General features: G+C 64.6%; 23 protein-coding genes and 1 pseudogene. 12 read left to right on the top strand and 12 right to left on the bottom strand.

The window, feature by feature from the left end; translation table 11 throughout:
• Window positions 1-83, bottom strand: an 83-nt coding sequence (locus AC0L27_RS38315) for a twin-arginine translocation signal domain-containing protein (protein WP_473323034.1), incomplete at its 3' end; no start/stop codon positions are given.
• Between the two features lie 247 nt (window positions 84-330).
• Here AC0L27_RS38315 and AC0L27_RS38310 point away from each other — a divergent pair.
• Entirely contained in the window at window positions 331-2622 is a 2292-nt protein-coding gene (locus AC0L27_RS38310) for an FdhF/YdeP family oxidoreductase (RefSeq protein ID WP_473323032.1), read from the top strand.
• A 20-nt stretch (window positions 2623-2642) separates the two neighbouring features.
• On the opposite strand, the gene AC0L27_RS38305 is transcribed toward AC0L27_RS38310, so the two are convergent.
• The 3 genes from AC0L27_RS38305 to AC0L27_RS38295 all read right to left on the bottom strand — a co-directional run bounded on the left by AC0L27_RS38305 (window position 2643) and on the right by AC0L27_RS38295 (window position 8558).
• Window positions 2643-4076, bottom strand: coding sequence for a sensor histidine kinase (locus AC0L27_RS38305; protein ID WP_354056907.1), 1434 nt, complete (start codon window positions 4074-4076; stop codon window positions 2643-2645).
• Between the two features lie 169 nt (window positions 4077-4245).
• Window positions 4246-7389: an efflux RND transporter permease subunit gene (locus AC0L27_RS38300; protein ID WP_354056905.1), complete on the bottom strand. Its 3144-nt coding sequence runs from the start codon at window positions 7387-7389 to the stop codon at window positions 4246-4248.
• Complete coding sequence (locus tag AC0L27_RS38295; RefSeq protein WP_473323028.1) at window positions 7386-8558, bottom strand: efflux RND transporter periplasmic adaptor subunit; 1173 nt, start codon at window positions 8556-8558, stop codon at window positions 7386-7388. The genes AC0L27_RS38300 and AC0L27_RS38295 overlap by 4 nt, the downstream gene beginning before the upstream one ends.
• Window positions 8559-8609: 51 nt before the next feature.
• On the opposite strand from AC0L27_RS38295, the gene AC0L27_RS38290 reads away from it, so the two are divergent.
• A complete protein-coding gene (locus tag AC0L27_RS38290; RefSeq protein WP_473323026.1) occupies window positions 8610-9008 on the top strand; it encodes a hypothetical protein in 399 nt (132 codons plus the stop codon).
• Between the two features lie 339 nt (window positions 9009-9347).
• On the opposite strand, the gene AC0L27_RS38285 is transcribed toward AC0L27_RS38290, so the two are convergent.
• Window positions 9348-9689, bottom strand: coding sequence for a hypothetical protein (locus AC0L27_RS38285; protein WP_354056899.1), 342 nt, complete (start codon window positions 9687-9689; stop codon window positions 9348-9350).
• A 47-nt stretch (window positions 9690-9736) separates the two neighbouring features.
• Between AC0L27_RS38285 and AC0L27_RS38280 the strand changes: the two genes are divergently transcribed.
• The 10 genes from AC0L27_RS38280 to AC0L27_RS38235 all read left to right on the top strand — a co-directional run bounded on the left by AC0L27_RS38280 (window position 9737) and on the right by AC0L27_RS38235 (window position 17949).
• Window positions 9737-9871: a hypothetical protein gene (locus tag AC0L27_RS38280; RefSeq protein WP_473323024.1), complete on the top strand. Its 135-nt coding sequence runs from the start codon at window positions 9737-9739 to the stop codon at window positions 9869-9871.
• A gap of 93 nt (window positions 9872-9964) precedes the next feature.
• The gene (locus tag AC0L27_RS38275; protein ID WP_354056895.1) at window positions 9965-10750 is read left to right on the top strand and encodes an alpha/beta hydrolase; all 786 of its coding nucleotides are present in this window, start codon (window positions 9965-9967) and stop codon (window positions 10748-10750) included.
• A gap of 152 nt (window positions 10751-10902) precedes the next feature.
• On the top strand, window positions 10903-12549 hold the full coding sequence (gene mdcA, locus AC0L27_RS38270) for a malonate decarboxylase subunit alpha (RefSeq protein ID WP_473323022.1): 1647 nt from the start codon (window positions 10903-10905) through the stop codon (window positions 12547-12549).
• A gap of 10 nt (window positions 12550-12559) precedes the next feature.
• A complete protein-coding gene (mdcC, locus tag AC0L27_RS38265; RefSeq protein ID WP_106942095.1) occupies window positions 12560-12877 on the top strand; it encodes a malonate decarboxylase acyl carrier protein in 318 nt (105 codons plus the stop codon).
• The gene (locus AC0L27_RS38260) at window positions 12874-13812 is read left to right on the top strand and encodes a biotin-independent malonate decarboxylase subunit beta (RefSeq protein ID WP_473323020.1); all 939 of its coding nucleotides are present in this window, start codon (window positions 12874-12876) and stop codon (window positions 13810-13812) included. The genes mdcC and AC0L27_RS38260 overlap by 4 nt, the downstream gene beginning before the upstream one ends.
• Window positions 13799-14521 carry a biotin-independent malonate decarboxylase subunit gamma gene (mdcE, locus tag AC0L27_RS38255; protein ID WP_473323018.1) on the top strand — a complete coding sequence of 241 codons (723 nt, stop codon included), beginning with the start codon at window positions 13799-13801 and terminating at the stop codon, window positions 14519-14521. The genes AC0L27_RS38260 and mdcE overlap by 14 nt, the downstream gene beginning before the upstream one ends.
• The gene (gene mdcG / locus AC0L27_RS38250; protein ID WP_473323014.1) at window positions 14496-15176 is read left to right on the top strand and encodes a malonate decarboxylase holo-[acyl-carrier-protein] synthase; all 681 of its coding nucleotides are present in this window, start codon (window positions 14496-14498) and stop codon (window positions 15174-15176) included. Before mdcE ends, mdcG begins: the two co-directional genes overlap by 26 nt.
• Window positions 15173-16054, top strand: coding sequence for a triphosphoribosyl-dephospho-CoA synthase MdcB (gene mdcB, locus AC0L27_RS38245; protein ID WP_473323012.1), 882 nt, complete (start codon window positions 15173-15175; stop codon window positions 16052-16054). The genes mdcG and mdcB overlap by 4 nt, the downstream gene beginning before the upstream one ends.
• Window positions 16051-17001, top strand: a complete 951-nt coding sequence (locus AC0L27_RS38240) for an AEC family transporter (protein ID WP_473323010.1) — start codon at window positions 16051-16053, stop codon at window positions 16999-17001. The genes mdcB and AC0L27_RS38240 overlap by 4 nt, the downstream gene beginning before the upstream one ends.
• A gap of 9 nt (window positions 17002-17010) precedes the next feature.
• Window positions 17011-17949, top strand: coding sequence for an ACP S-malonyltransferase (locus tag AC0L27_RS38235; RefSeq protein ID WP_473323008.1), 939 nt, complete (start codon window positions 17011-17013; stop codon window positions 17947-17949).
• A 221-nt stretch (window positions 17950-18170) separates the two neighbouring features.
• Here AC0L27_RS38235 and AC0L27_RS38230 read toward each other — a convergent pair whose 3' ends face one another.
• From AC0L27_RS38230 to AC0L27_RS38200, 7 genes and pseudogenes are all read right to left on the bottom strand, one after another.
• Window positions 18171-18950, bottom strand: a complete 780-nt coding sequence (locus tag AC0L27_RS38230) for an AraC family transcriptional regulator (RefSeq protein ID WP_354056876.1) — start codon at window positions 18948-18950, stop codon at window positions 18171-18173.
• A 488-nt stretch (window positions 18951-19438) separates the two neighbouring features.
• Window positions 19439-20730, bottom strand: a pseudogene (locus AC0L27_RS38225) (HlyD family secretion protein).
• 11 nt (window positions 20731-20741) lie between these two features.
• Window positions 20742-20945 (bottom strand): DUF1656 domain-containing protein, encoded by a 204-nt coding sequence (locus tag AC0L27_RS38220; RefSeq protein ID WP_354056872.1) that lies wholly within the window; start codon window positions 20943-20945, stop codon window positions 20742-20744.
• Complete coding sequence (locus AC0L27_RS38215; protein ID WP_473323006.1) at window positions 20942-22846, bottom strand: FUSC family protein; 1905 nt, start codon at window positions 22844-22846, stop codon at window positions 20942-20944. The genes AC0L27_RS38220 and AC0L27_RS38215 overlap by 4 nt, the downstream gene beginning before the upstream one ends.
• Before the next feature lie 172 nt (window positions 22847-23018).
• Window positions 23019-23399 (bottom strand): response regulator transcription factor, encoded by a 381-nt coding sequence (locus AC0L27_RS38210; protein ID WP_354056868.1) that lies wholly within the window; start codon window positions 23397-23399, stop codon window positions 23019-23021.
• A gap of 100 nt (window positions 23400-23499) precedes the next feature.
• The gene (locus AC0L27_RS38205) at window positions 23500-24171 is read right to left on the bottom strand and encodes a response regulator transcription factor (RefSeq protein ID WP_473323004.1); all 672 of its coding nucleotides are present in this window, start codon (window positions 24169-24171) and stop codon (window positions 23500-23502) included.
• On the bottom strand, window positions 24168-26078 hold the full coding sequence (locus AC0L27_RS38200) for a PAS domain-containing sensor histidine kinase (RefSeq protein ID WP_473323001.1): 1911 nt from the start codon (window positions 26076-26078) through the stop codon (window positions 24168-24170). The genes AC0L27_RS38205 and AC0L27_RS38200 overlap by 4 nt, the downstream gene beginning before the upstream one ends.
• Window positions 26079-26246: the final 168 nt, after the last annotated feature.

Here is a 26246-nt window from a genome sequence, read left to right as displayed (position 1 = left end):
CCGAAGGTTGCTGCCTGTGCGCCGGAGCCGACCATGGCGGCGCCTGCCGCAGACATGGCCAGCAAATCACGTCGGGAAAACATATTGGGGTCTCCTGAGAATAGTCAAAAGCCTCTGTGGCGAGGGGGCTACGGACTCGCAGCCTAGTTCCTGGCTGCCGGCACAGCTTCCGCGAACGGCCTTGCTTTTTCCGGAATGCACTGGCTGCTTCAGCCCGCTGCCTCGGAGCCGAACGTGTGCGATTGCGAAATTCGGCTTCGTTTTGAAAAGACGGCTCTGCCTGCACGATCCTTAACTTGCTCGGAGAATTGCTCATCGAGAGATATCGAGATGACGACGAAATCGGTTCGTCCCTACCATGAGCCGGCCGGCGGCTGGGGCGCACTCAAGGCGCTCAGCAAGGCGCTTCTGGTGCAGCGGACGCCGCTGAAGGGCGTGGCGACGCTGAGCCGGATGAATCAGCCGGATGGCTTTGATTGCCCCGGCTGCGCCTGGCCCGATCCGAAGCACACCTCGTCATTCGAATTCTGCGAGAACGGTGGCAAGGCGGTTGCCTGGGAAGCAACGTCGAAGCGCTGCACGCCCGAGTTTTTCGCCGAGCATACCGTCTCCGAGCTTGCGAACTGGAACGACTACGAGCTCGAAATGCTCGGCCGACTCACCCATCCGATGGCCTATGACGCCGCTTCGGATCGCTATCTGCCGGTGGAATGGAGCGACGCGTTCGACATGATCGGTCGCGAGCTTCGGGCGCTGCCGGATCCCAGCATGGCGGAGTTCTACACGTCCGGACGGACCTCGAACGAAGCCGCCTTCCTCTATCAGCTGTTCGTGCGCGAATACGGCACCAACAACTTCCCCGACTGCTCGAACATGTGCCACGAGGCCACCAGCGTCGGCCTGCCGTACTCGCTCGGTGTCGGCAAGGGCACGGTGCTGCTGGAGGATTTCGACAAGGCCGATTGCATCTTCATCTTCGGCCAGAATCCGGGCACCAACAGCCCGCGAATGATGACCAGCCTGCGCAACGCGGCGCGCCGCGGCGCCTCGATCATCTCGTTCAACCCGTTTCGTGAGCGGGCGCTCGAACGTTTCCAGGCGCCGCAGAGCCCGGTCGAGATGATCACGCTGTCGTCGACGACGATCAGCTCGAAGCTGTTCCAGGTGCGGGTCGGCGGCGACGTTGCCGTCCTCAAGGGGATCATGAAGATTCTGGTGGAAGCGGACGAGGCCGCCCGTGCCGGCGAGCAACCGGAGATCCTGGACTGGGATTTCATCCGCGGCCACACCGCCGGCATTGAGGCGTTGATCGACGATCTCAAACGCATGCAATGGCCTGATATCGAACGTCAATCCGGCCTGTCGCGCGAGGACATGGAATATGCGGCCGGCGCCTATATGAAGGCCGAGCGTGCCATCCTCGTCTACGGCATGGGCATCACCCAGCACTGGCGCGGCGCGAACAACGTCCAGCAGATCGCCAATCTCGCGCTGTTGCGCGGCAATGTGGGGCGCGATGGCGCCGGCGTCTGCCCGGTTCGCGGTCATTCCAACGTGCAGGGCGATCGGACCGTCGGGATCACTGAGGTTCCCAAGGCGGATTTCCTCGAGCGCCTGGAGCAACGCTTCGGCTTCAGGCCTCCGGATGCGCCGGGACACAATGTGGTCACCGCGCTGGAGGCGATGATCCGCGGCGAGGTGAAGGCCTTCTTGGCAATGGGCGGCAATTTCGCCGCAGCCATTCCGGATTGGCAGGCGACCCAGGCGGCGCTTGGCAAGCTTGATCTGACCGTCCACGTCTCGACCAAGCTCAACCGCAGCCATTTGATCCATGGCCGTGCCGCCCTGATCCTACCATGCCTCGGACGCACCGAGATCGATGTGCAGGAATCCGGACCGCAGTCGATCACGGTGGAGGATTCGATGTCGATGGTGCATGCGTCCGGTGGCCGCAACAAGCCGGCATCGGAGCATCTGCGCAGCGAGATCGCGATCGTCGCCGGCGTTGCGAAGGCGACGCTGGGCGAGCGCACGGTGGTCGACTGGGACGGCTTTGTTGCCGATTACGACCGCATCCGCGATGCGATCGAGGCTGTGTTCCCGATCTTCCAGGGCTACAACGCCCGCATTCGCGTCCCCGGCGGCTTCCATCTCACCTCGACGGCACGCGAGCGGATCTGGGCGACGCCATCGGGCAAGGCGCACTTTTTGGTCTTCCCGGGCTGCGGCGAGGACCCGCCGGAGAGCGATCCCGATTCTCTGTGGCTCACCACCATACGCAGCCACGACCAGTACAACACCACGCTTTATTCGCTGTCCGACCGTTATCGCGGCGTGTTCGGCCAGCGCGACGTGGTGTTTCTCAACGAATACGAGTTGAGCAAGCGCGGGCTTGCCGATGGCGCTCGCGTCGACCTGATAACCGCCTCGACCGATGGCGCCGAGCGGATCGTGCGCAACTTCCGCGTCGTGGCCTATTCCTTTCCGACCGGCTGTTGCGCGGCGTACTATCCGGAGACCAATCCGCTGGTGCCGCTCTATGCCCGTGATCCCCTGAGCTTCACGCCGTCATACAAAGGCGTCCCGATCCGCCTGGTACGCTCGGCCGCTTCCGGGCAATAGCTGAGAGCCGGAAACGTCGCTCAGGTATCTGCGTGCAGGTCGCAGCGCGGCGAATCCACCGGGTCGGAGACCGGCAGCGTGAACCAGAAACGGGCGCCGCCATTCGCGCCGTTGCCTTCGGCGCCGATCCGGCCTCCATGTGCTTCGACGATCGAGCGACAGATCGGCAGTCCCATGCCCATCCCGCTGTCCTTGGTCGTGAAAAAGCTCTCAAACAGCCGATCGATATGTTCGGCGGGGATGCCAGGACCATTGTCCTCCACGGCGCAGCACAATTTCGCCGCGTCCTGCGTGACCGTGCTGATGACGATCCTCCGATCATCATATCCCGCTTGCGTCATCGCCTGCACCGCGTTGATGGCCAGATTGACGATCACCTGCTGGAGCTGGGTGCGGTCACCGATCACCTGCGGCGTGGTCGGATCAGGCCGGTGCAGGATGGTCACGCTGCGGGATTCCATCTCGTGTCGCAGGAAGAGCAGCGCTTCGCGAATGATGTCGTCGAACGGCAGGGATGCCTGCGCGGGGGCTTTCCGAGAGGCCATCCCGTGAACGCGCGCCACGATGTTCGCGGCTCGTTGGGTATCCACGACGATGTTTTCGATGGCCTTGCGAATCTCGACGATATCAGGGACGGGCCTGTTCAGCCACCGCAGCCCGGCGGCACCATTGGTGGCGATAGCGGCCAGGGGTTGATTCACTTCGTGGGCGATCGACGCGGTGAGCTCGCCGAGCATCGAGACGCGCGCGGCATGTGCGAACTCGGCCTGCACCTGCCGGAGCCGTTCCTGAGCGCGAACTCGCTGTGAAATGTCGATCGTGCCAACCAGGCTTATTTCGAGATCATTGATGGGGCCGACCCGAGCCGTCGTGAAGAGAACGTCGACGACGCGGCCGTCCCACGTGACCATCCTGGTCTCTTCCTCGAAGTTCGTCTCGCCGCGATAACGAGACTCCATGGCCCGCCGGAACGTATCGGGACGTTCCTTCCAGGTCTCGGCCATGGAACGTCCGACATAGTCGTCGACGCCGCCTCCGAACATCTGGATGGTCCGTTCGTTGGCCTCCTGAAACGAGAGCGCATCCATGCAGGTCCGGAGGAATTCTGGATGGCTGTCGAAATAGGCGCCGAGGTCCTTGACGCCCTCGGCGCGCAATTTTCGGAACAGCACGACCAGCCTGCTGGCGTCGAGCTGCCGGAACGCGATCGGCATGCGGCTGAACAAATGGCGGTAGCGCTGCTCGCTCCGCTCCAGCTCGACATGGGCCTTCTTCTGGGCGGTGATATCCATGATCGCGCCGACGAGCGTCAGCGAAGCAGCCAGAAAAGCAGCGAAAGCGATTGCCGTAAAATTGTCTCCAAGCAGTGAACAGGCGAAGGACAGCAGGGTCAAAACAAGGCTACCCCAAGCCCACAGCAGGATCCGATCCTGTATTGTCTGGATCGGCAGCACACGGCGCCACCATCGTCGGGGCTGTACGGGGTCGGAGCCATCCAGGCATTCGAGCGTCATGCAGAAGGTTTACCGCCTCGCCGAAGAGCGGTCTTTTGCGTTTTCGTCGGCGCTTTGTCAAAACGCACGAAGCCGTGATCGAGCTGGCATCATGCCGGCGGTTAACTGCTCAAGCGGATTCATGGCGCAATCCCGTATCTGCTTCCCGCGTGGATGGACCGGATGTCTCGGCTGACCGCGGCTTGCGTCCGGAGAGCCAATTGCTGAGCCGGTCCAGATAGAGATAGACGACGGGCGTCGTGTAGAGCGTCAGGATCTGCGATAGCATCAGTCCGCCGACGATCGTGTAGCCGAGCGGCTGACGCAGCTCGGCGCCGGTGCCAGAGCCGATCATCAGCGGCACGCCGCCCAGCAGCGCCGCCATCGTCGTCATCAGGATCGGGCGAAAGCGCAGCGTGCAGGCCTGGTAGATCGCCTCTTCCGGGCTGAGCCCGTGCTGGCGCTCCACCGCGAGGGCGAAATCGACCAGCATGATGCCGTTCTTCTTGACGATGCCGATCAGCAGGATGATGCCGATGATGGCGATGACGCTGAGATCCATGTGGACCGCCAGCAGCAACAGCAGCGCGCCGATGCCGGCCGAAGGCAGCGTCGACAGAATCGTAATCGGGTGGATCAGGCTCTCATAGAGCACGCCGAGGATGATGTAGATCACGATCAGCGCCGCCCCGATCAATAGCGGAGTGCCCGACAGGGAGGACTGGAACGCCTGCGCATTGCCCTGGAACGAAGCGGTTAGCGAGGCGGGCTTGCCGGTGCTCTTCTCGATGTTCTGGATCGCCGCCACCGCATCGCCCAGCGCGACGCCAGGCCGCAGGTTGAACGAGATCGTCACCGACGGAAACAGGCTCTGGTGGTTGATCAGGATCGGGGCGGGCTTGATGACGCTATGGACCAACGTGCTCAGGGGGACCTGCTGGCCGGTGGCCGAGCTCAGGTAGATGTCCTTGAGCGCTTCGGGGCCGTACTGGAAACGCGGATCGACCTCCATCACGACATGGTACTGGTTCAGCGAGGTGAACATGGTGGAGACGATGCGCTGGCCGAATGCATCGTCGAGGGTGTTGTCGATCGTCGTGGGCAGGATGCCGAAGCTCGATGCGACCTCGCGATTGACGGTGACTTCGAGCCTGGGGCCGGCATTGGCCTGATCGCTCGCGACGTCGGTGATGAAATCGAGCGCGCGGAGTTTTGCCAGGAAGATCGCCGACCAATTGGTGAGCTCGTTGGAATCGGCATCCGTCAGCGTGTACTGATATTGCGTCTTCGACAGCCGGGCGCCGATGGTGATGTCCTGCGCGGCCTGCATGTAAAGTCTGATGCCCTGAATATGGGAGAGCGCAGGCCCCAGCCGCTCGATGATTTGATCGGCACTGGCCTTGCGCTCGGGCTTCGGCTTCAGGACGATGAAGATACGTCCCTGGTTGAGCGTCGCGGTTGGACCGCCCGGGCCGATATAGCTTGCCACCGACTGGACCGCAGGATCCTTCGAGAGGATGTCGACGACCGCCTGCTGGCGCTCGGACATGGCGGGGAAGGAGATGTCCTGTGCGGCTTCGGTGATGCCGACGATCTGCCCGGTGTCCTGTTGCGGGAAGAAGCCTTTCGGTATGATCACGTACAGATAGCCGGTCAGCGCGACGGTCGAGAGCATCACGAGCAGCGTCGCGAAGCGATGACGCAGCACGATTCGCAAGCCTCTCGCATAAAGTGCCAGCAGTGCGTCGAAACCGCGTTCGAAGGCAAGGTAGAACCGGCCGTGCTTCCTCCGCGAGTCGTCCTTCAGGAGCCGCGCGCACATCATCGGCGTCAGCGTCAGCGAGATGATCAGCGACAGCAGCAGCGCGGCGGTGATCGTGATGGCGAATTCCTGGAACAGCTTGCCGACGTACCCGCCCATCAGGAATAGCGGGATGAACACAGCGATCAGCGACAGCGTGATGGAGACGATGGTGAAGCCGATTTCGCTGGAACCCTTCAGCGCGGCCTCCATCGGCGTCATGCCCTGCTCGAGATGGCGCACGATGTTCTCGATCACGACGACGGCATCGTCGACCACGAAACCCACCGCGATCGACAGCGCCATCAGCGAGAGGTTGTCCAGGCTGTAGCCGAGCACGTAAAGCACGGCGAACGTGCCGACCAGCGACAGGGGAACTGTGATCGCCGGGATGATGGTGGCCCAGAAATTCCGCAAGAACAGGAATATCACCATCACCACGAGAGCGACCGTCAGCATCAGCGTGAATTGAACGTCGGAGACGGCGGCGCGAATGGTGGCGGTCCGGTCGGCGGCGATCGTAACCTTGATCGCGGGCGGAACGGAGGCCTGCAGTAGCGGCAGCAGCTTCTTGATGCGGTCGACCGTTTGGATCACGTTGGCGCCTGGAACGCGCTGGACGGCCAGGATAATGGCGCGATCCTTGCCGTACCAGCCGGCCAGGAGGTCGTTCTCGGGCCCTTCGATCGCGGTACCGATGTCGCGTATCCGCACCGGCGAGCCGTTGCGATAGGCGATGATGAGGTCTTCATAGGCGGCGGGCTTGAGCAACTGGTCGTTGGTGTTCAGCGTGTAGGTGACGCGTGGGCTGTTGAGCGTGCCCTTGGGCAGGTCGACATTGGCGCCGGCGATCACGCTGCGGACGTCTTCGAGGCCGATGCCGCGCGCGGCAAGCGCCTGCGGGTTGACGCGAACGCGGATCGCGGGCTTCTGCTGGCCGCCGATGCCGACGAGGCCTACGCCCGGCACCTGCGAGATCTTCGGCAGCAGGATGTTCTCCGCATAAGCATCGACCGTGGTCAGCGGCAGTGAGTCTGATGTCAGCGCGATCAGCATGATCGGCGTTTCGGCCGGATTCACCTTCCGGATCGTCGGCGGGTAGGGGATATTCGGCGGCAGGAACGGGCTTGCGGCATTGATCGCGGCCAGCACGTCCACCGCCGCGCTGTCCACCGTGCGTGACAGCTCGAATTGCACCGTGAGCTGGGCCACGCCAAGCGCACTGGACGAGGTGAGCTGTGTGATACCGGGGATCTGGCTGAGCTGCTGCTCGAGCGGCGTGGCGAGCGACGAGGCGATCGTGCCTGGGTCGGCGCCGGGCAGTTGCGCCGAGATCTGGATGGTCGGGTAGTTGACGTTCGGCAGTGCGCCGACCGGCAGCAACGGATAGGCCGCAAGGCCGCACAGCAGCAAGCCCGCCATCAGCAGAGCGGTTGCGATCGGCCGCAGGATGAAGGGCGCGGAGAGGTTCATGGGATTGCGGCCTGCACGGCGCTTTGCAGGTCGGCTTCGCGCGCGGCCTTGCCGTGCAGCTCGCGAACGCGGCTGCCTTCCGTCAGTCGATACTGGCCGTCGATGACGACGACGTCACCGGATTTCAGGCCCTGATCGATCAGGGCCTGGCCATCGGTAATCTGGGCGACGTGAACCGGACGCAAGGCCGCCGTCTGGTCGTTGCCCACGACATAGACGTAGCTGCCGTTCGGCCCCTGTTGCACGGCCGAGCCGGCGACAGTGATCGCATTCTTCTGAAGCTCGAGCAGTAGGCGCGCGTTCACCAGCTGGCCCGGCCACAGCCGGTGCTCATGGTTCGGGAACACCGCCTTGATCTGGACGGTGCCGGTCGTTCCCGCGATCTCGTTGTTGACCAGCAGCAGCGTACCTTCGTCGAGCTTCGTCTTGTTGTCCTGGCTGTAGGCGATGACCTTCAGGGAGCCTTTTGCGGCGTGTTCCTGGATCATGGGCAGGTCCGCTTGGGGCAGGGTGAACAGCAGTGAAATCGGCTCGATCTGGGTGACGACGACGAGGCCGTTGGCGTCGGTCGGATGAATGACATTGCCGACATCGATCTGGCGAACGCCGGTGATGCCGGGAACGGCCGACGACAGGCGCGTATAGCTCAGTTGGACGTTGGCCTCGTCGATCTGGGCCTGGTCCGCCTTCACGGCGGCCTTGAGCTGCGCCACCTGCGCTGTCTGCGTCTCGATCAGTTGCGGGGTCGCATAGCCCTTGTCGCCAAGCTGGTTGTAGCGGGAAAGATTGGCTTCTGCATTCACGAGCTGCGCCTGGTCCCTGTCGCGATTGGCCGTCAACTGCTCGATCTGTGCTTCGTAAGGACGTGGATCGATCTGGGCGAGCAAGTCGCCGGCCTTGACGGTCTGTCCCTCGGTGAAGGCGATCTTGACGATCTGTCCTTGAATCTGGCTGCGCACGACGTCGGTGTTGTAGGCGATCACCGTGCCGATGCCGCGCAGATAGATCGGAACGTCCTTGCCCGTGACCGTGGCGGCGACCACCGGCACCGCAGCGGGCACGGGGGCGGCTGCCACGGCCGGCTTCCGGTTGGTGCCGAAGAACCAGAAGCCTGTGCCGACCATGACCGCAGCGAGAGTAACGAGCGTAATGGTGAGGTTCCGTTTCACTGTGATGATCCTCCTTGACCTCAGGGATTGCCGGAGCTGTCGATCGATGTTGTGCCGTTAAAGGACGTTGTGCCGTTCAAGGATGTGGGGCCGGCCACCGGCACGGACGGACTGATTCCGGCGCCGCCGATTTCGGTGGCGCCCAACGGAATTCCGACGCGACCGACCGTCGCTGTCGAGGGCAGGGGCGAGACCGTTGCGGTGCTGCCGGCGCAAGTGGTCGATGAGGTGCCGGACAGCCCGCCACCATCGAACAATGTTCCGGAAGATGGGGCATTTCCCGACCCGGCGCAGGCGATCGTGCTTTGCGCGGGATTGATCGGGGAGATGCCCGGCGTTGCGATTTCGGTCGATCCCAGCGGAATGCCCACGGGTCGCGTCGATTGCGGGTTGAGCGGCGACGTCGCAAGCATGCCGGCGGGAGGCTGCATTCCCGGCATCGTCGTCTGAGCGATCGCCGCGGCCGAGGTCAGCCACAGGATTCCGGTCGCAAGTGTTGCGCCAAGATGCGTCAAGGTGAACCGGCGCGATCTTGACCGCTTTGCGCGGCCGTGGTTCGACGAGTGCTGTTTCCGCATGGAAGAGTGCTCCGGCTGAATGCCCCCGAACATTAGAGAGTCGCCGGAGTGCGGGTATTTCCAGAACGCACGTCCTGCTCCCCGGCAGCACGACGGCAGGAAGCATTCGGCGTTTTCACGAGCTGCATTGCTCTTCGCGCGGCGACCTCACCGTGCTGCGTTACCAGCAACGGCGATCAGTCCCGGCTTCGATCGTCGAAATCCGACTTGGCTATCTCAGAATGGCGCGCGCGTGGGCGAGTTCCCGCGTGCACGTGCCTGTGTCGCCGATGTGATCGGCGGCGCGGGCGCGATCAAGCGAATCTAGCGCATCCGTGAAGTCGACACCGTTGCCTCCCTCGGCCTCGGCGAGCGAGCGGGGCGTGGGTTGATGGCTGCGCAGCGCGCTGAGGCTCTCCGGCTTCCAGCCGTGCGAGCCAGCATCTCGCTCGATGGCCTGATCGAGCCGGACTTGGGCTTTCGCGATCTCATCCGTGCAGGTGCCTGCGTGCGCCGGCGATGATGCGCACAGCAAGATGAGGAGGGCGATGCGGAATTCTGCGTTGGATCTCATTGTCCGATTCCATGCGTGGAAATTCGAGCGGCGCCGGAGAGGACGTCTTGGATGACAGAACCAGTGGTTTTCGTCTTTCGCGTATGAACGCCCGCGTCATGACCGGTCATCGGGCCGGTGTCGTCGGGCGCGACGGCGCGTCCGAGTGCCGAGGCGGCACCTGGACGGTCGATATTTTGTGACGTGCGAAGTGGCAAGGACGGTTTGTTTGAGGAAATACGCGGTCGCAGGCCTCGAACTAGTGTTGCGTCATTCCAACCCGGAGTGATCCCGACATGAAACACCTCAACGCTGGCCTCGCCGTTGCTGCCGCCCTTTCGCTATTCTCGACCGTCGCCCCGGCGCGCGCGGAACCCCTCAAGAACATCGTGCTGGTGCACGGCGCCTGGGTGGATGGGTCCGGCTGGAAGCCGGTCTACGAGATCCTGACCAAGGAAGGCTTCCGCGTTACCATGGTGCAGGAGCCCGAGACCTCGTTCGCCGACGACGTCACTGCGGCCAAGCGCATTCTCGACCTGCAGGATGGGCCGACGCTTCTCGTCGGTCACAGCTACGGTGGCTCGATCATCACCGAGGCCGGCGTTCATCCCAACGTCGTTGGTCTTGTTTATGTCGCCGCACATGCGCCCGACGTCGGCGAGGACGAATCGGCGCTGGGCAAGAAGACGCCGAGCGTGCTCGGAAAGACCGAAGGCGTCATCAAGGTGACGCCCGACAAATTCACTTATCTCGATCCCGTGCAATTCCCGAAACTGTTCGCGCCGGATCTGCCGCGCGAGCGGGCCGAGTTCGTCGCGCGCTCGCAGGTCCCGGCCGCGACCCAAGTGTTCAGCACGCCGCTGACGGCGGCGGCGTGGAAGACCAAGCCGAGCTGGGGCATCGTCGCCGGCAACGACCAGATCATCAGTCCGGATCTGGAGCGCTGGTACTATGAGCGCGCCAAGAGCCAGACCACCGTGATCCCGGGCGCCAGCCACTCGGTCTACGAGTCGCGTCCGAAGGAAGTGGCAGCGGTCATCACCCGCGCCGCGCGCAGCATTCAGTCGCCGGTTACGCGCTGATCGCCCTTCGCCGGTCTTGACGCACGACCGGCAGAAGGAAGGACGGCGGGAGTGACCGCACTCCCGCCGGCCCGACTGTCTCGAAATTTTGCGAATGCAATCGAAGAAGCGCTGATGCTTCTGTGCGGCGCCAGTCTGAGGGAATGACGGTCATGACGAGCTGGCAGAACAATCGAGCCGCGCGCGATGCGCGCATTGCGGCGGGAGCCGGCCTTGCACGCGGCAAGATCGTTGAAGCACACGACGTCACGCGCCTGCTGGAGGCCGTGATCCGGCCGGGTGACCGGGTTTGCCTGGAGGGCGATAACCAGAAGCAGGCGGATCTCTTAAGCAGCGCGCTGCTGGCGGTCGATCTGTCCAAGGTCAACGATCTGCACATGGTGCAGTCGGGTGTCGTTCTGCCCGAACATCTGGACCTGTTCGACCGCGGAGTCGCGAAGCGGCTCGATTATGCTTATTCAGGGCCGCAATCGGCGCGCATCGCGCGCATGCTGTTCGGCGGCAAGATCGAGCTGGGCGCGGTTCATACCTATCTCGAACTGTTCGCCCGCTACTTCATCGACCTCACGCCGCACGTCGCGCTGATCGCCGCCGTCAGCGCCGACCGCGAGGGAAATCTCTACACCGGCCCGAACACCGAGGACACCCCGACCGTGGTCGAGGCGACCGCGTTCAAGGACGGCGTCGTGATCGCACAGGTCAACGAGATCGTCGACACCGTTCCGCGGGTCGACATCCCGGCGGATCGTGTGCATTTCATCGTCAAGGCCGACAAGCCGTTCTTCGTCGAGCCGCTGTTCACGCGCGATCCGGCCGCGATCACGGAAGGCCAGATCCTGACAGCGATGCTCGCGATCAAGGGTGTCTATGCGCCCTATCGCGTGCAGCGGCTCAATCACGGCATCGGCTTCAGCACGGCCGCGATCGAGCTCCTGCTGCCGACATTCGGCGAGAGGCTGGGGCTGAAGGGCACGATCGCGACCCACTTCGCGTTGAATCCCCATCCCGCGCTCATTCCCGCGATCGAGTCCGGCTGGGTGCGGCAGATCCACTCGTTCGGGTCGGAGGTCGGCATGGACGACTACATCCGCGCCAGATCCGACATCTACTTCACCGGTCCCGACGGCTCGTTGCGCTCCAACCGCGCCTTCTGTCAGACCGCCGGCCTCTATGCCTGCGACATGTTCATCGGCTCCACGCTGCAGATCGATCTGCAAGGAAATTCGTCGACCGTCACCACATCGCGCATCGCAGGCTTTGGCGGCGCCCCGAACATGGGGGCGGATGCCCGCGGGCGGCGCCATCCGAGCGAGCCATGGCTGAAGGCCGGAGCGGAGGCCGATCCCGACGGCTCGGCACTGATGCGCCGCGGCCGCAAGCTGGTCGTGCAGATCGGCGAGACGTTCGGCGACAAGAACGTGCCGCTGTTCGTCGAGAAGCTCGATGCGATCGAGCTCGCCGAGAAGCTGAAGCTCGATCTCGCGCCGATCATGATCTACGGGGACGACGTCACGCACATCGTCACCGAGGAGGGCGTGGCAAACCTGTTGCTGTGCCGCACCGCTCAGGAGCGCGAACAGGCCATCCGCGGCGTTGCCGGCTACACCGACGTCGGCCGTCGGCGGGACCACGGCATGGTCTCGCGCCTGCGCGAGCGCGGCGTGATCCGCAGACCGGAAGATCTCGGCATCAATCCGCTCGATGCGGATCGCAGTCTGCTGGCGGCGCGCTCGATCAAGGATCTCGTGCACTGGTCGGGCGGACTCTACGCGCCGCCGTCAAAATTCAGGAATTGGTGAGGGACGGACCATGGAAGATCTCAACTTTCAACACCAGGTTCGCGCGCGAGCCGGTGGCACCAGGCAAAGCGCGATTGTCGGCGTGGTCGCGTCCGGAAATCTGGAAGTGCTGGTCGAGCGCAGCTTGCCGGATGCGGAATGCGCCGTGGACATCAAGACCGCGGCCGTGGGCTTCGGAGCAGTCTGGAGCGCCGTGATCGGCGATTTCGTCGAGCGCTATTCGCCGGGCGGGCTGAAGTTCTCGATCAATGACGGCGGCGCGCGTCCGGATACGGTGTCGCTGCGGCTGGCGCAGGCGGTGCGATTGATCGCGGAGGCCGGCCAATGACCGCTCCGCTCAAGGACATCACGCCGGCCGAACGGGCCCGTAGCACCAGCTTCTACGAGGCGTCGGCTCGCACGCGGCTGGAGCTGCTGCTCGATGCCGGCAGCTTCGTCGAGTTCATCGGGCCGGAGCAGCGCGAGGTCAGCCCGCATCTGAAGATATTCGATCTTCCTGAGCAGTTCGACGATGGCGTCGTCGTCGGTCACGGTCGCCTTGATGGTTCGCCGGTGTTCGTCGCCGCGCAGGAAGGCCGCTTCATGGGCGGCGCGTTTGGCGAGGTGCACGGCGCCAAGCTGACCGGGCTGCTCCGCGCCGCGCGTCAGATCAGCTCGATCCCCGTCCTGATCCTGTTCGATACCGGCGGCGTCCGGTTGCAGGAAGCCAATGCCGGCGAGCTCGCGATCGCCGAGATCATGCGCGCCGTGATGGAAGCGCGCAGTGCCGACGTGAAGGTCATCGGTCTTATCGGCGGTAGGTCCGGATGCTATGGCGGCGGCGGCCTGATCGCAGGCTGTTGCTCCGCTCTCATCGTTTCGGAGCCGGGGCGCATCGCGGTGTCGGGCCCCGAAGTGATCGAGACCAATCGCGGCGTCGAGGAGTTCGATTCCCGCGATCGCGCTTTGGTCTGGCGGACCATGGGAGGCAAGCATCGCCGCCTGCTCGGCGCCGCCGATGTCTTCGCCGACGACAACGTGCAGGATTTTCGCGAGGCCGCGCTGGAGCTGCTCGGCCTGCTCGGACCTTTCGGTCTCGACAGGCTGAAGGCCGAGCAGCGGCGGCTTGCCGACCGGCTGCGCAGCTTCGGTGACTGCGGCGATGCCGTGGACATCTGGACGGCGGAAGGCATCGCGCATGCCGAAGCCGTTCCAGAGCTGCCGGCCGATCAGTTCATTGCCCTTGCCAACCGGATCGGGAGGACCAGCCGTGACGCTCGATAATATCCTCGCTTCGCTCTTTCCCGACGGCCATGAGGTGAGGAACGACAAGGGCGTCATCCTCGGCTCGGCGATGCTGCGGTCCGGCGGCCGGCTCCTCGTGCTTGGTGTTGCAGACCGGACGGCGCTAGGCGTCGACGAAACGATCAGGCTGTCGGGCCACATCCTGGAGTCGATTGACCGGGACTCCGGGCCGATCCTGGTGCTCGTCGACAGCGACAGCCAGCGCATGAGCAAGCGCGACGAGATGCTCGGGTTGAACGAGTTCCTCGCGCATCTGGCGAAGGTGCTGATCCATGCGGACATGAATGGCCGCCCGACCATCGGCCTTCTGTATGGTCACTCGGCTGCGGGCGCCCTGCTTGCGACGGGTCTTGCGACGCGTGTGCTGGTCGGATTGCCCGGGGCCGATCCCGCGGTGATGGACCTGCCGTCGATGGCGAAGGTCACCAAGCTGTCGATGGAGGCCCTGCAGGAAAAGGCGAAGTCGACGCCGGTGTTCGCACCGGGCCTTTCCAATCTCGCACAGATGGGCGCCGTTCACATGACGTGGAGCAATGCCATTTCGCTTGCCGACCAGTTGGAGGCGCTGCTGGCTGGTTTGCCGGCCGTGCAAGACCGGCGGGATGCGCTCGGCAAGGAGCGTGGCGGCCGGCTGAAGGCCACCGAGATCGCGGAGCGCGTTCATGATCTCGCCCTGCAAGTACGGTGAGCGTCCACCGGGTCGTCATGACCTGGTCTTCGTCAGCCCCGAAGGCTGGCGCGCGATGCTGGACGCGCGCGACGATCTCGCAGCCGATTCCCTTCTCGCGCGCTGGCCCAAAATGCGATGGCCGACAATCAGGCGACGCGCTCTGCCATGCGAGACAACCGGCCTCGCGCTGGGCCTGCCCTTGCCACCCTCTGCCGGCAAGAAACGGGTCTCGTTCGTGGTCGATATCGACCACGTCGTCTCGGTCGCGAGGCCGCCGTCGCTGCGGCAGGCGCAGGCCTACGCGCCGCGCAACTGGTGGCCGACGCTCGACCGGCTCGACGGGCTGGCGCTTCGCCATTCGGTGGACGCGCGCGTCTTCGGCAGCCTGGCCTGGCAGGCGCTGACCGGGCTCGACTACGTCACCGGCCGTTCCGACCTCGATGTCCTGTTCGAGTTTCGCCGCGAAACCGACATCGATCGCTTCGTCGCCGATGTCGCTGCGATCGAGACTGACGCGCCGATGCGGCTGGATGGCGAGTTGATGGGCGCCGACGGCGCTGCGGTCAACTGGCGCGAATTCCACGGCGGCGCGAGCGAGCTTCTGGTCAAGAGCCTCGAGCGCGTGGTCCTGCTCGGCAGGCCTCAATTCATGTCGGGAGCGATGGGATCATGATCACCACGGCCGCAAGAGGCGTGGAGCGGCCGGTTCTGCGCCGGGCGCGGATCGCGCCCGATGTCTCCGCCATCGGCGCCGTCGCCGCCGATTGCCTCGTCAAGGAGCTCGAAACCTGGCCGAAGCCAGGGCTGGTGAGCCATGTCGACAACGGCAGTCACGTCGACATGGACGCGGGCACGTTTCGTCGCAGCGCTGCGGCCATCGGGCCCTATCTGCAACGGCTGGCCGATGCGGGCGCGCTCGGCTGCGGCATGGGGCGGCTGCGGATCATTGGTCTTGAAGCGGAGCGGGCCATGCTGGCAGCGACTGCGGGAGTCAACACGCATCGTGGCGCGATCTTCGGGCTCGGCCTGCTGTGCGCGGCAGCCGGCGCGAGAGCTGGCAGGTTGGTCGATCCCGGGCTACCGCTTGGCGCTGTCGTGGCGCGTCTGTGGGGCGAGGGCATATTCGATGGCCCGGTGCTGCTGCACAGCCATGGCAGCGCAGCCCACCGCCGCTTTCGTGCGGGCGGTGCGCGGATGGAGGCCGCAAACGGATTTCCCAGCGTCTACCGGATCGGCTTGCCGGCCTTGCGCAGAGCGACGATGACTGCGCCGGAAGATACTGAAGCAGCCCGGGTCGAGGCGTGCTTTGCGTTGATCGCATTCGTCGAAGACACCAACCTCCTGCATCGCGGTGGGCTCGACGGCCTTCGCTTTGCACACGACGCGGCGCGTCGCTTCATCGCTTCAGGCGGCGTCGGCGCGTCCGGCTGGCGTGCGCGGGCGCAGTCGATCCACGAAAGCTTCGTCGCCCGTCGCCTCAGCCCGGGTGGATCGGCCGACCTGCTTGCAATGACGCTCTTCGTCGACGCCCATGAAAGGCCTGATCCATGATGTCCAACGCAATCCTGATGGCGCTGGTGCCGGTCTTCTTCGTTCTGTTGCTGGGATACGCCGCCGGAAAATTTCATATCGTCGACAATCTTCACGTCGACGCCCTCAACGCACTTGTGATGGATTTTGCGCTGCCGGCCTCTCTGTTCGCGGCGACAGCCTCGGCGTCGCGCCGTGAGATGATCGAGCAGGTGCCGCTCTTCCTGGTGCTCGGCGTGACGATGCTGCTGCTCTATCTCGCCTGGTACTTTACCGCGCGTGAGGTCTCCAAGGTCTCCCGGTCGGAAGCATCGTTACAGGCGTTGACGATCGGCTTTCCGAATCTCGCCGGCGTGGGCCTTCCGATCATGACCTCAGTCGTGGGGCCGGCCGGCACTGTGCCGGTTGCGGTCGCATTGGCGGCGGGCTCGATCCTCATCAGTCCGCTGACCCTGATCATGGCGGAAATGGGCGCCGCCAAGGCTCGCGGCGAGCAAATGGCGGCGCGGCAGGTCCTGACGGCGATTCGGCGTGCGATCACCAAGCCGGTGGTGCTCGCGCCCGCGCTTGGCATCCTGTTCTCGTTGTCGGATGTGAGCCTCGACGGGCTGGCCCATGCGAGCCTCGCGCTGATCGGAAGCTCGGCTGCCGGCGTCGCCCTGTTTCTCACAGGAGCCATTCTGTCGGCGCAGTCGTTTCGGCTGGACTGGAAGATCGTCGCAGCAACGCTGGCCTCGGACATCGTGCGCCCGCTGCTGGCAGTTGCGCTCATTTATCTCATTCCGATTACGAAGGATGCGGCGAAAACGGCTATTCTGCTCGCCGCGACGCCCTCGGGCTTCTTCGGAATCTTGTTCGCCGTCAACTACCGGCTGGATTCCGCAAGGGCAGGGTCGATGGTCATCGCCAGCACCGGCTTCAGCGTCGTGACCCTGGCGATCGCGATTGCGCTGCTCTTTCCCCACTAGGCCGCGACCATGACGCTTGCGATCCTCTGCTCGGGACAAGGCGGCCAGCACCGGGACATGTTCGCTCTCACGAGCGATGCGCCGGAAGCCGCGCAGCTGTTTACAAATGCGGCGGCATTACTCGGTGGCAGGGATCCGCGCGAATTCGTCCGCGGCGAACCCGAAGAGGCCCTGCACCACAACCGTGCCGGCCAGATCCTCTGCACCTTGCAGCCGCTCGCCGCGGCGTGTGCGCTCGTAGATGTCATTCCGCGTGGCGTCATCATTGCCGGCTATAGTGTCGGCGAAGTCGCATCCTGGGGTGTCGGCGGTTTGTTCGATGCGACCGCCACGCTTGACCTCGTGGCGCGCCGCGCAGAGGCCATGGATGCGGCCACGCGCGCCGGCGACGGACTCATTTTCGTCCGTGGTCTTTCGCGACACGAGATCGGTCGCCTTTGTGAACGTCACGGCGCGGCGATCGCCATCCTCAATCCGGGCGATGCCTTTGTCATCGGCGGTGGCAGGGAGGCGCTAAGCGGGATTGCCGCAGACGCGCGGGCGATGCGCGGCGCAAGGATCGTCGCGTTGCCGATTGAGGTGGCCTCCCACACCAAACGTCTCGCCGCGGCGTCCGCCGTATTTCATGAGACCTTGCGCCTGGTGTCGGCGGTATTCCCGCCGAGGACCGGTGCGCGCATTCTGAGCGGAATAGATGCCGCTCCGGTCGTCTCGCTCGAGAGCGGTCTCGACAAGCTTGCCGCGCAGATCTCGCAAACGGTGCAATGGACGGATTGCCTGCAAGCCTGTGTCGAGGCGGGCGCAACGGGGTTTCTCGAACTGGGGCCGGGACATGCGCTCAGCAGGATGGTTGCCGAGATCGAGCCCGGGCTTCCGGCTCGCTCGCTGGACGATTTCAGGAGCCTTCAGGGTGTCCGCGCCTGGGCTACGCGTCACCTGAGCGCTTAAGCGCCGGCAGGTTCCGAAGAGACGATGCCGTCGATCGCGCCGCGCGGTCGAAAAAAGGGGGCCGTCCTTTGGGGGAGGACGGCCCCAAAATGCTCGTATGCCCAGGGAGGAGAGAGGCTCGAGCGGTGACTTGGGGGTCTCGGTCACCTAACATGCGCAGCATGGCCGATCGCCCGGCCAAAGTATTTCACGAACCCCGGCTGTTTCTCATTTCGCATGATTCACGTGAAGTCCGCGGGCAGCACGTGGGACACGGCCAAGCGTGTCGCAGCCGGATCGCCGCCGGAGATCCAGGACGAAGCCGACGCGTTCCGGCTGGCGCATCGCCAGCGCGCGGGGGTTTCACCTGTGATCCGCTTGAAGACGGTCGAGAAATGCGCCTGCGTGCAGAAGCCGACGGTCAGCGCCACCTCGGCCAGGACCGTCTCGGAATTCGATAGCAGCGATTTCGCACGCTCGATGCGCTGATGCAGCAGGTATTCCCGCGGTCGGTATCCCGTCGCGGCACGAAACTGGGCTGCGAAGTGCATCCGCGACAGTCCCGCCACCTTGGCAAGCTCGGACAGGGTGATGCCGTGGTCGAAGTTCGTCCCGACATATTCCTCGACGCGCCGCAGGCGCCATTTCGGCAACGCATTGACTTTCGCGTGAGGGAGCTCGCGGCGGGCAATGTGCATTGCCAGCGTCCGGCCGATGCAGCGTGCGAATTCCCGGTCGGCCGAATGGCCGCGTTCGGTCAGTGCTTTCGCAAGCTGCTCGGCAAAGGGGTCGCGGAGCAGGACGAGGTCGTTGAGGCCTTCCGGCGCGGTGTGGCCAGCTCCAGGCCGTAGAGGCGAAAAATAGCTGCCGGCGGAGACGTGGAAGTGCAGGAAATCGCACGGCGCGTAGAACTGCGCACTGAGCCGCTGCGACGGTGCGCCGATATATAACGTCCCCGCCGGCATGACGCCGTCGAAGACGGTGTGACGGCCTCTGGTCAGTTTGACGCGTGTTGTTTTCAAGGCGATCGCCAGGAAGTATCGGTCGCAAGGCGTCCGGGCTTCTTCGTGCCTTATGCCAGTTTGTGCAGAGGTCCAGCGCGAGATTGTAATGTCCTCGGACGCGGTGCCGGCATGTTGGCCGGGCTGGCGCCACCTTCGTTCGAGGAGAAATGCGCGAGAGTCTTGCGGGGAGGCCGGTTCGCGGCGGCTGGGCTGATACGTCACCCGGGCGCCGGCCGCTTGCATATCAGTAAGCATCGTTCGCCCCCGTGTCCTTGGATTCTGCTGCCGTCGCAGAATGCAATTGGTTCAGGTTCGAACGATAGGTGCGACCGCGTCGGAAGGCTCGTTAAGGAAGCTGAAGCGGTATTAGATTTTGCAAATGCGAGCGGGTACGACCGCGTGTCGTAAAAAATTCAATTGGATCATAGGGATCAAGTGCATGTGAGGAGAGAACCACCGGACGAGAGGTGCATGCGGTCCCGTCCGGCCGGGCGTCTTCGTCTGATTCAGGGCAGGCGTGGCGGGGCATCGAGGGCGGGTGTGAGGCCGGGCGCGATCGTCTCTGCCGGGGGAACGGCGGGTTCGCGCGAATACGGAACCGCTTCCACCTCGGGGCGCTGTTGGGATGTGGCCTGAAGGCAGTTCGCGCGAGGCGGACGTCCCGCGCCGAACAGATCGGCGACGGGATCCACAAAGTTCGTGCGGAATTGCTCAAGCCGGCTTTGGGTTTTGCCTGAGGGCTGCCGGATCGTCACCGTTGCCGTCATGCCGGAGACCAGCGGCACCCCCGGAGGCACCGCGTCGATGGCGACGCGAACCGGTACGCGCTGCGCAAGCCGAACCCAGGTGTAGATGGGATCGACGTTGGGCAAGCCTTGGGTGCCGGATGCGGCGTTCGACACGCTGACGCCGCGGGTCACGGTTTTTACATGTCCCTGAAGAGGCTTGGAGTAGCCGACCAGCTGTGCCTCCGCGCGATCGCCCACGCACACGCCGGCCATCTTGGTCTCTTCGAAGTAGCCGTCGATCCAGAAGCTGTTGGCATCGATGATGGAGACGTTGCTGGTGCCGGTGGCAGCATAATCGCCGACGCGCAGCAGGAGGTTGGTGACGTAGCCGTCGACCGGACTCGTTACGTTGGTTCGCTTCAGGTTCAATTCCGCCTGAGCAAGCTGATGCGCCGCCGCCTCATACGCGGCCTTTGCTTGCAAGGCATTGCCGGCGAAGATCTGCTGTTCCTCCGGCGTCGTTGCGAGGTTGGACAAGCGCTGGCGCCGGTTGAACTGGGCCTGCTTCACTTCGAGATCCGCCGCGCGCTGGTCGAGGACGGCCTTGCCGACATGGGCGGCCACCTCGAAGTCGAAGGGGTCGATGACGTAGAGCACGTCGCCCCTATGGACGAATTGATTGTCGGTCACCGCACTTCTACGATCTCGCCCGAAACTTGCGGCGCGACGTTGGCGACCTGGACGCGCACGCTGCCGTTCCGCGTCCAGGGCGCGGTGACGTAATGCTGCCAGGTCGCGAGCGATATCAAGACGGCGACGAGTGCGATGCCGAGGGTCGCAAGATGTTTGCCGGCGCCGTGGATGAAGCGGCGGGCCCCCTCGCGCAGCACCTTCGCGGAGGGAGCCGCCTGTTCCGGAGGTCTGACGCCGCCTGCGACGTGATCGCTGATGTCGCGCGCAACGGTCTCCGGCATGTTCGAACCGTCCAAGGTGTCTAAGCCATCCACCGGTACTGTGGTCGGTGGTTCGCCGTGAAGCGGGGCGGCGCTGCGGGGCAGGGTGGCTTCCATGACTTTTCTCCCTAGAAGAACAGTGCGAGCATGCCGAACATCGCCACGTAGAGGCTGAGTTCGGCCAGCGACGGGTTGCTGAAGAATCTTGCGAACCCGACGAAGCGCAGCAGCGGGCGCAGCATCAGGAACGCGAGCATCGCTGTTGACGCATAGGAGACGATGGGGGCAATGAGCACGCCGCCGATGACGAGTTCCCGATAGGTGTTCATCATGATCGTTTCTCTCGGCTGGAGCCGGTCGGAGAGGGTGACGGCGTGAACGCCGCACTTGCCGCAATCAGCGCGGTTATGGCTGCACTGGTGGACAGGTTGTTTCGCGCTCCCGCCTGGTGCAGCGCCCCGGCCGAAGCGAGGATCGCGCCGCCGTCCCGCCGGGCGAGGGCCTCTCGCGCGGCCTGCGCCGCTCCGGCGAGCGGGCCCTGTCCGATCCGGTCCAGTTCGGCACAGCAGCGCCGCAGGGCGTCGGCCTGGTCGAAAAAGCGCATGGCAGTGCTGGCGATCTGATCACTGATTGCGGAGGGGCCGCTTGCTGTCACCATCTGTTCGATCCGCGCCGCGTCGCGAAAGGCGGCTTCCTCCGGCGCGAGGTGCCGGGCTCGCTCGCTGTCGCGGCGGCTCAGCTCGCGCCGGACCTCTTCCAGCAGCAACCGAACTCGCCGGTCGCCCGACAAGGGAGGCAGCAGCACCTGCGCCGCGAACACGAGCGCGGATGCCAGGCAGACAAACAGGCTCGTCACGACAAATACCCGGGGGTCGTAGCTCTGCGGATTGGCCGGCGCGAGCACGGCGAGCGTGAACACCAGGACCAGGCGGCCAAGGGAAGACGGCAGCGGGCTCGGCAGCGTGATCAGCAGCGCGAGGCCGATGACGACAGGCGCGAGACCGATCGCCAGCAACTGAAACTCGGACACACCCGTGAAGACGAGGTATTTCAGGGTGCCGGCCAGCACGCAGGCGATGGGCGTCGCCATCACCGCCACCATCGTAAAGTTGCGTGGCGAGGGCGACGTCGAGCCGAGGCCGATGATCACGGCGACGAGTGAGAGGCAGAGTTCTGTTGTCGGCCAGCCCGCCAGCACGAAGAAGATTGCGATCAGCGTGAACGAGATCGCGGCCCGTGCGCCGGTTTCGGCCGCAATGCGGCGCGAGCTATAGAGCGGCGCGTGCCATGCACGATAGGGGCGCGTCCCTGCACGCAGCGCGTCGAGACTCCTGCGCACCTGCGCGTTCTTGCGGCTGATTTCGGTCAGCAGCCAGGATTGGGAAATAGTTGTCAGCCCGGCCGCATCCTGGTCCGGATCGTCCGCATTTTGCGCCGGAGCGGACGTGGCGGAGAGCGCTGCCAGCATGCGGCCGAGAGAGAACGCGGTGACGAGATCGACCAGCGCCGAACGCGCGGCCGCGGCTCTTGTGGTGCCAACGCTCGATTCCGCCGCTAGGCTCGCGATGTCCGGGCGCAGCGCTGCGATATCATGCAGCATGCTCGCCGCAACGGGCGCGGATGGAGCTCGGCCGCGCTCGGCATCTTGCGCGAGATCTATGACCCGGCCAGCCAGCGCCTCGATGCGTCTTGCCAGGGCCGGGTGATAATTCGGCGCGGCCAGAACTTCATTCACGAGCGCCACCGCGAGGACCCCGACGCTGATGGCCGCGCCCCGCGCGACACCGGTCGGGAATACTTGCAGCGGGCTGTCGATCTGCTGAATGGCAATCAGCGCGACCGTGGTGCAGCAGAGAGATGCTGCATAAGCGCGATTGCCGTCGAGCATCCCGACGGCGCAAACGCAAAGGCCGACCCAAATGCCGAGCACCGCGAGCAGGAGACCGTCGGTTTGGGCAAACACGCCGGCGATTGCGATCGATGCCGTGACGCCGATGGCGGTTGCAAGCAGCCGGTAGCCGGCCTTCTCCATGCCTTGACCGCGCGTGGGCAGGGCCAGGATCGCCACGGTGAGGGCTGACGACGAGGGCGATTCGAGCTCGAGCCAGAAACTCACATACAGCGCGAGAAGCATCGCGAGCCACACCCGCAGCGCAAAGGCCCAGGAGCTCGCCGGAAAGCCGGCGAAGACCCATGGGCGCGCCTCGACGGCAGCATCGGCATTGATCTGCATCGCGCGAGATCCCCATTTCCCTCGGCAGAGCGGCCAGCCCTGCCAGTGTCGTGATTCGCGCGCGAATATGAGGTGTGCGGGCTCGTCGGTATTTCCGGTTCACCAACCTCGTTGCCGGATTGCACGCCGGGTTGAGGGAAAACGGCTCTCGTCCGCCCAGCCGCGGGCTGGACTATTGCGGCCCGCTGCCTGCCAGCGCGTCTTCGAGGCAGCGGATGATCTCGTCACCGCTGGAAGGCTTGCCGAGATAGCAATGCGCGCCTGCGGCCATGACGCGCTGACGCACGGTTTCGCTCGGAAACGCCGTCATGAAGATGATTGGAAAATGGCGGCCGGCAGCAACCAGCTGGGCCTGCAGCTCATCGCCGGTGATGACCGGCATCTGGACGTCGGCGATCATGCATGCCGGATCCTCTCCGGGCGCCTGCCGCAGGAAGTCCATGCCGGATTCGTAGGCCTGAGCCTCGTAGCCGACCGAACGCACGAGGCTCGCCAGCGATGCGCGAACGCCTTCGTCGTCGTCTACGATCGCAATCACCAAGCTCTTGGCCATGGACGCCCAATCCTGACCGCGGGTTCCGCAAGGAAGAGCATCTCCCTCTGCGCGGCCGATGACGCTTTATGCACCTGGGGCAGTCCCGCCGGAATTATACTCAGGTTTGGTCCGTAGTCCTGCGGGTCTGGGAAACCCCGAGCGCCTCGGCCTTGCGAACGAGGTCGGCGAATGACCGGACACCCATCTTGCGCATGACGTTCCCGCGGTGAATCTTGACAGTGATCTCGCTGAGCCCGATCAGGGCGGCGACCTGCTTGTTCATCAGGCCGGCGGTGACGTGGCCCATCACCTCGCGCTCGCGCGCCGTCAGAGTCTCGTACTGGGCGCGGATGTCCTCCTTGGTCGCGGCTTCCGCCCGGTACTGCGCATCGCGTTCGAGCGCCGCGGTCACGGCATCGAGCATGTCCTGGTCGCGAAATGGCTTGGAGAGGAAATCGACGGCGCCAGCCTTCATGGCACGCACGGACATCGGTATGTCCCCATGGCCCGTCATGAAGATGATCGGATAGCTGATGCCCTGCCGGACGAGCTGGCTCTGCAGATCGAGCCCGCTCACGCCGGGAAGGCGGACGTCCAGCACGATGCAGCCGGGGCCGTCGGGCAGCGGGCCTCCAAGCAGTTCGGACGGCGAGCCGTACAGACGCGTATCGAGGCCGACGGATCGGAACAGGCTGTCGAGCGAGGCGCGGATCCCTGCGTCGTCATCAACGATGATGACGACCGAGTTGGGCGATTGGGTAGGCGGTTGCGCGTGGTCTGGTCGTGTCATGGTCGAGTGTGTTCTTGGCTGTATGGCAGTGTCAGGCGGAATGTCGCTCCCGCGCCCGGGGGGCTCTCGGCCGACAACTCGCCACCGTGAGCTTCCACCGTCGTTCGGCAGATCGCAAGTCCCATGCCCATTCCACCGTGCTTCGTCGTGAAGAACGGATCAAACAGGCGCGGCATGTCGTCGGGCCGGATGCCGGGACCGCTGTCCTGCACCGTGATGGCGAGTCTCTCGCCGTCGACGGGGCTGGCGCGCAGCATGACGGTACGGGATTCGTACTGGTCCGACATGGCCTGGCCGGCATTGACCAGCAGGTTGACCAGCACCTGCTGAAGCTGGATCCGGTCGCCGCGAATTGGCCTCAGGCCAGGCTTCGTCTCGACAGTCAGGACGACGTCGTCATTCGCGAGCTCCCGCGCGACCAGAAGGGCCGCTTCCTGGATGATCTCGGCGACATCGAGACTGTCCTGCTGGGCAGGCGCCTTCTTCAGGAAGGTGCGGATACGGGCCACGACCTCGCCGGCACGGCGGCCTTGTGCGACGACGTGAACGATCGTGGCCGCTACCTCCTTCAGATCGGGCACGTCGCGCCGCAGCCATCGCAAGCCGGCCTCGCCGCTGGTGACGATCGCCGCCAGCGGCTGATTGACCTCGTGGGCGATGGAGGCGCTGAGCTCGCCGAGGGTGGCGACGCGCGCGGCATGGGCGAGCTCCGCCTGCGCCGCGAGCAACGCATCCTGCGCCTGCTTGCGCTCGGTGATGTCGACGACGAAGGCGAGCACGTTGTGGTCGCCGTCAGGCCCGGAAGGGAAGGTGATCGTGAACAGCACGGGAACTTTGCGTCCGTCGAGCCTGACGAGCTCGGTTTCGCCTTCGTAGAACGGCTCGCCTTCCGCGAACGCGATCAATGCGCCGAGGAAACTGCGGTCGTTCTCGCCGAGAAGCAGGTCCACATTCTCGATAAAGGTCGAGGCGCCGTTTGCTCCCGCCATCTTTTGCAGGGCCGGATTGACGTCGGTGATTGCAGCGAGCCGGCGGGCATGCCGGACGAAATCGGGATGTCGCGCCAGATGGTCGCGCAGGCTGGCTCCCGCGGTATCCAGCGATTGCAGTGCGGTTCGAAGTTCGCTCCAATCCTCTTCGACGACGCCGATCCGGCTTGCGTCGAACATCCGGCGGTATCGCTGTTCGCTTCGCACCAGCGCGCTGTGTGCGGCCACGCGGTCGGTGACGTCGGTGTGCGTTTCAAGGACCCCGACGGGTTTGCCAAGACGGTCGTGCTGCAAGGCCCATCGGGCATCGACGGCGAGCGCCGCGCCGTCTTTCGTTCGTTGCTGCACACGGCCTTCCCATCGACCGGTTCCCACCAGGCCCGCTTCGATGACCTCGCGCCGGTCGGGATATCTGGTTTGCAGGAGCGCATCGGCGAGCTGCCCGACCGCCTCGTCGGCAGACCACCCGTAGACCTGCTCGGCCGTCTTGTTCCAGAAGGTGATCACGCCGCCGCGATCCCTGACGAAGATCATGTCGTGCGAGAGGTTGAGCAAGCGGGCTTGCGCCGCGAGACGCTTCGTCGCGGCGTGATTTTGCAGCGCCAGCAAGGTCGTGATCCCGATTGCCGCGAGGCTCACCAGCACACGAAGGGCGGGTGAGGCGATCGTTCGCAGATCGTGCGACAGCAGATAGGCTGTTATCGTCAGGACGACGCAGCAGGCCGCGGCAACGATGGTGTCGTCGCGCCGGTTGGTTTTCGCCGCGAGCAGGATTGCCACAACGTAGAGAACCGCCACGGCGCCCTCGAGCGGCGTCAGGACATCAACCAGGAAAACTGCAAAGGCGAGGACGGCGGACAAGGACCGCAAGCCGGTGCGGCTCGTGGATGAGCCCGTGGTCAGATCATGACGCGTCATCGTCGCTTGCAGTCGTTCTTCTCACATCAGCTATCAGCGGCGTTGATGCCGCGATTTGATCGCGTTCACAACATCCACCCGCGCGATTTTCGTGCTCTCGTGGAAGACCTGTCGTGCCGCTCGATGCGGTGAAAGCGCCGGTAAGCGGCATTCCCCGGAAAACGAGGG

The sequence above is a fragment of the Bradyrhizobium sp. Ken51 genome (assembly GCF_055807435.1).
The sequence above is the reverse complement of the archived record's forward strand: the minus strand, read 5'-3'. Positions and strand labels throughout refer to the sequence as shown.

Excerpts from the sequence above, each read along its gene's own strand:
- AC0L27_RS38310 (WP_473323032.1), top strand. The coding sequence starts at position 331 with ATGACGACGAAATCGGTTCGTCCCTACCATGAGCCGGCCGGCGGCTGG.
- AC0L27_RS38300 (WP_354056905.1), bottom strand. The coding sequence starts at position 7,389 with ATGAACCTCTCCGCGCCCTTCATCCTGCGGCCGATCGCAACCGCTCTG.
- AC0L27_RS38285 (WP_354056899.1), bottom strand. The coding sequence starts at position 9,689 with ATGAGATCCAACGCAGAATTCCGCATCGCCCTCCTCATCTTGCTGTGC.
- AC0L27_RS38275 (WP_354056895.1), top strand. The coding sequence starts at position 9,965 with ATGAAACACCTCAACGCTGGCCTCGCCGTTGCTGCCGCCCTTTCGCTA.
- mdcA (WP_473323022.1), top strand. The coding sequence starts at position 10,903 with ATGACGAGCTGGCAGAACAATCGAGCCGCGCGCGATGCGCGCATTGCG.
- mdcC (WP_106942095.1), top strand. The coding sequence starts at position 12,560 with ATGGAAGATCTCAACTTTCAACACCAGGTTCGCGCGCGAGCCGGTGGC.
- AC0L27_RS38260 (WP_473323020.1), top strand. The coding sequence starts at position 12,874 with ATGACCGCTCCGCTCAAGGACATCACGCCGGCCGAACGGGCCCGTAGC.
- mdcG (WP_473323014.1), top strand. The coding sequence starts at position 14,496 with ATGATCTCGCCCTGCAAGTACGGTGAGCGTCCACCGGGTCGTCATGAC.
- mdcB (WP_473323012.1), top strand. The coding sequence starts at position 15,173 with ATGATCACCACGGCCGCAAGAGGCGTGGAGCGGCCGGTTCTGCGCCGG.
- AC0L27_RS38240 (WP_473323010.1), top strand. The coding sequence starts at position 16,051 with ATGATGTCCAACGCAATCCTGATGGCGCTGGTGCCGGTCTTCTTCGTT.
- AC0L27_RS38235 (WP_473323008.1), top strand. The coding sequence starts at position 17,011 with ATGACGCTTGCGATCCTCTGCTCGGGACAAGGCGGCCAGCACCGGGAC.
- AC0L27_RS38220 (WP_354056872.1), bottom strand. The coding sequence starts at position 20,945 with ATGATGAACACCTATCGGGAACTCGTCATCGGCGGCGTGCTCATTGCC.
- AC0L27_RS38215 (WP_473323006.1), bottom strand. The coding sequence starts at position 22,846 with ATGCAGATCAATGCCGATGCTGCCGTCGAGGCGCGCCCATGGGTCTTC.
- AC0L27_RS38210 (WP_354056868.1), bottom strand. The coding sequence starts at position 23,399 with ATGGCCAAGAGCTTGGTGATTGCGATCGTAGACGACGACGAAGGCGTT.
- AC0L27_RS38205 (WP_473323004.1), bottom strand. The coding sequence starts at position 24,171 with ATGACACGACCAGACCACGCGCAACCGCCTACCCAATCGCCCAACTCG.
- AC0L27_RS38200 (WP_473323001.1), bottom strand. The coding sequence starts at position 26,078 with ATGACGCGTCATGATCTGACCACGGGCTCATCCACGAGCCGCACCGGC.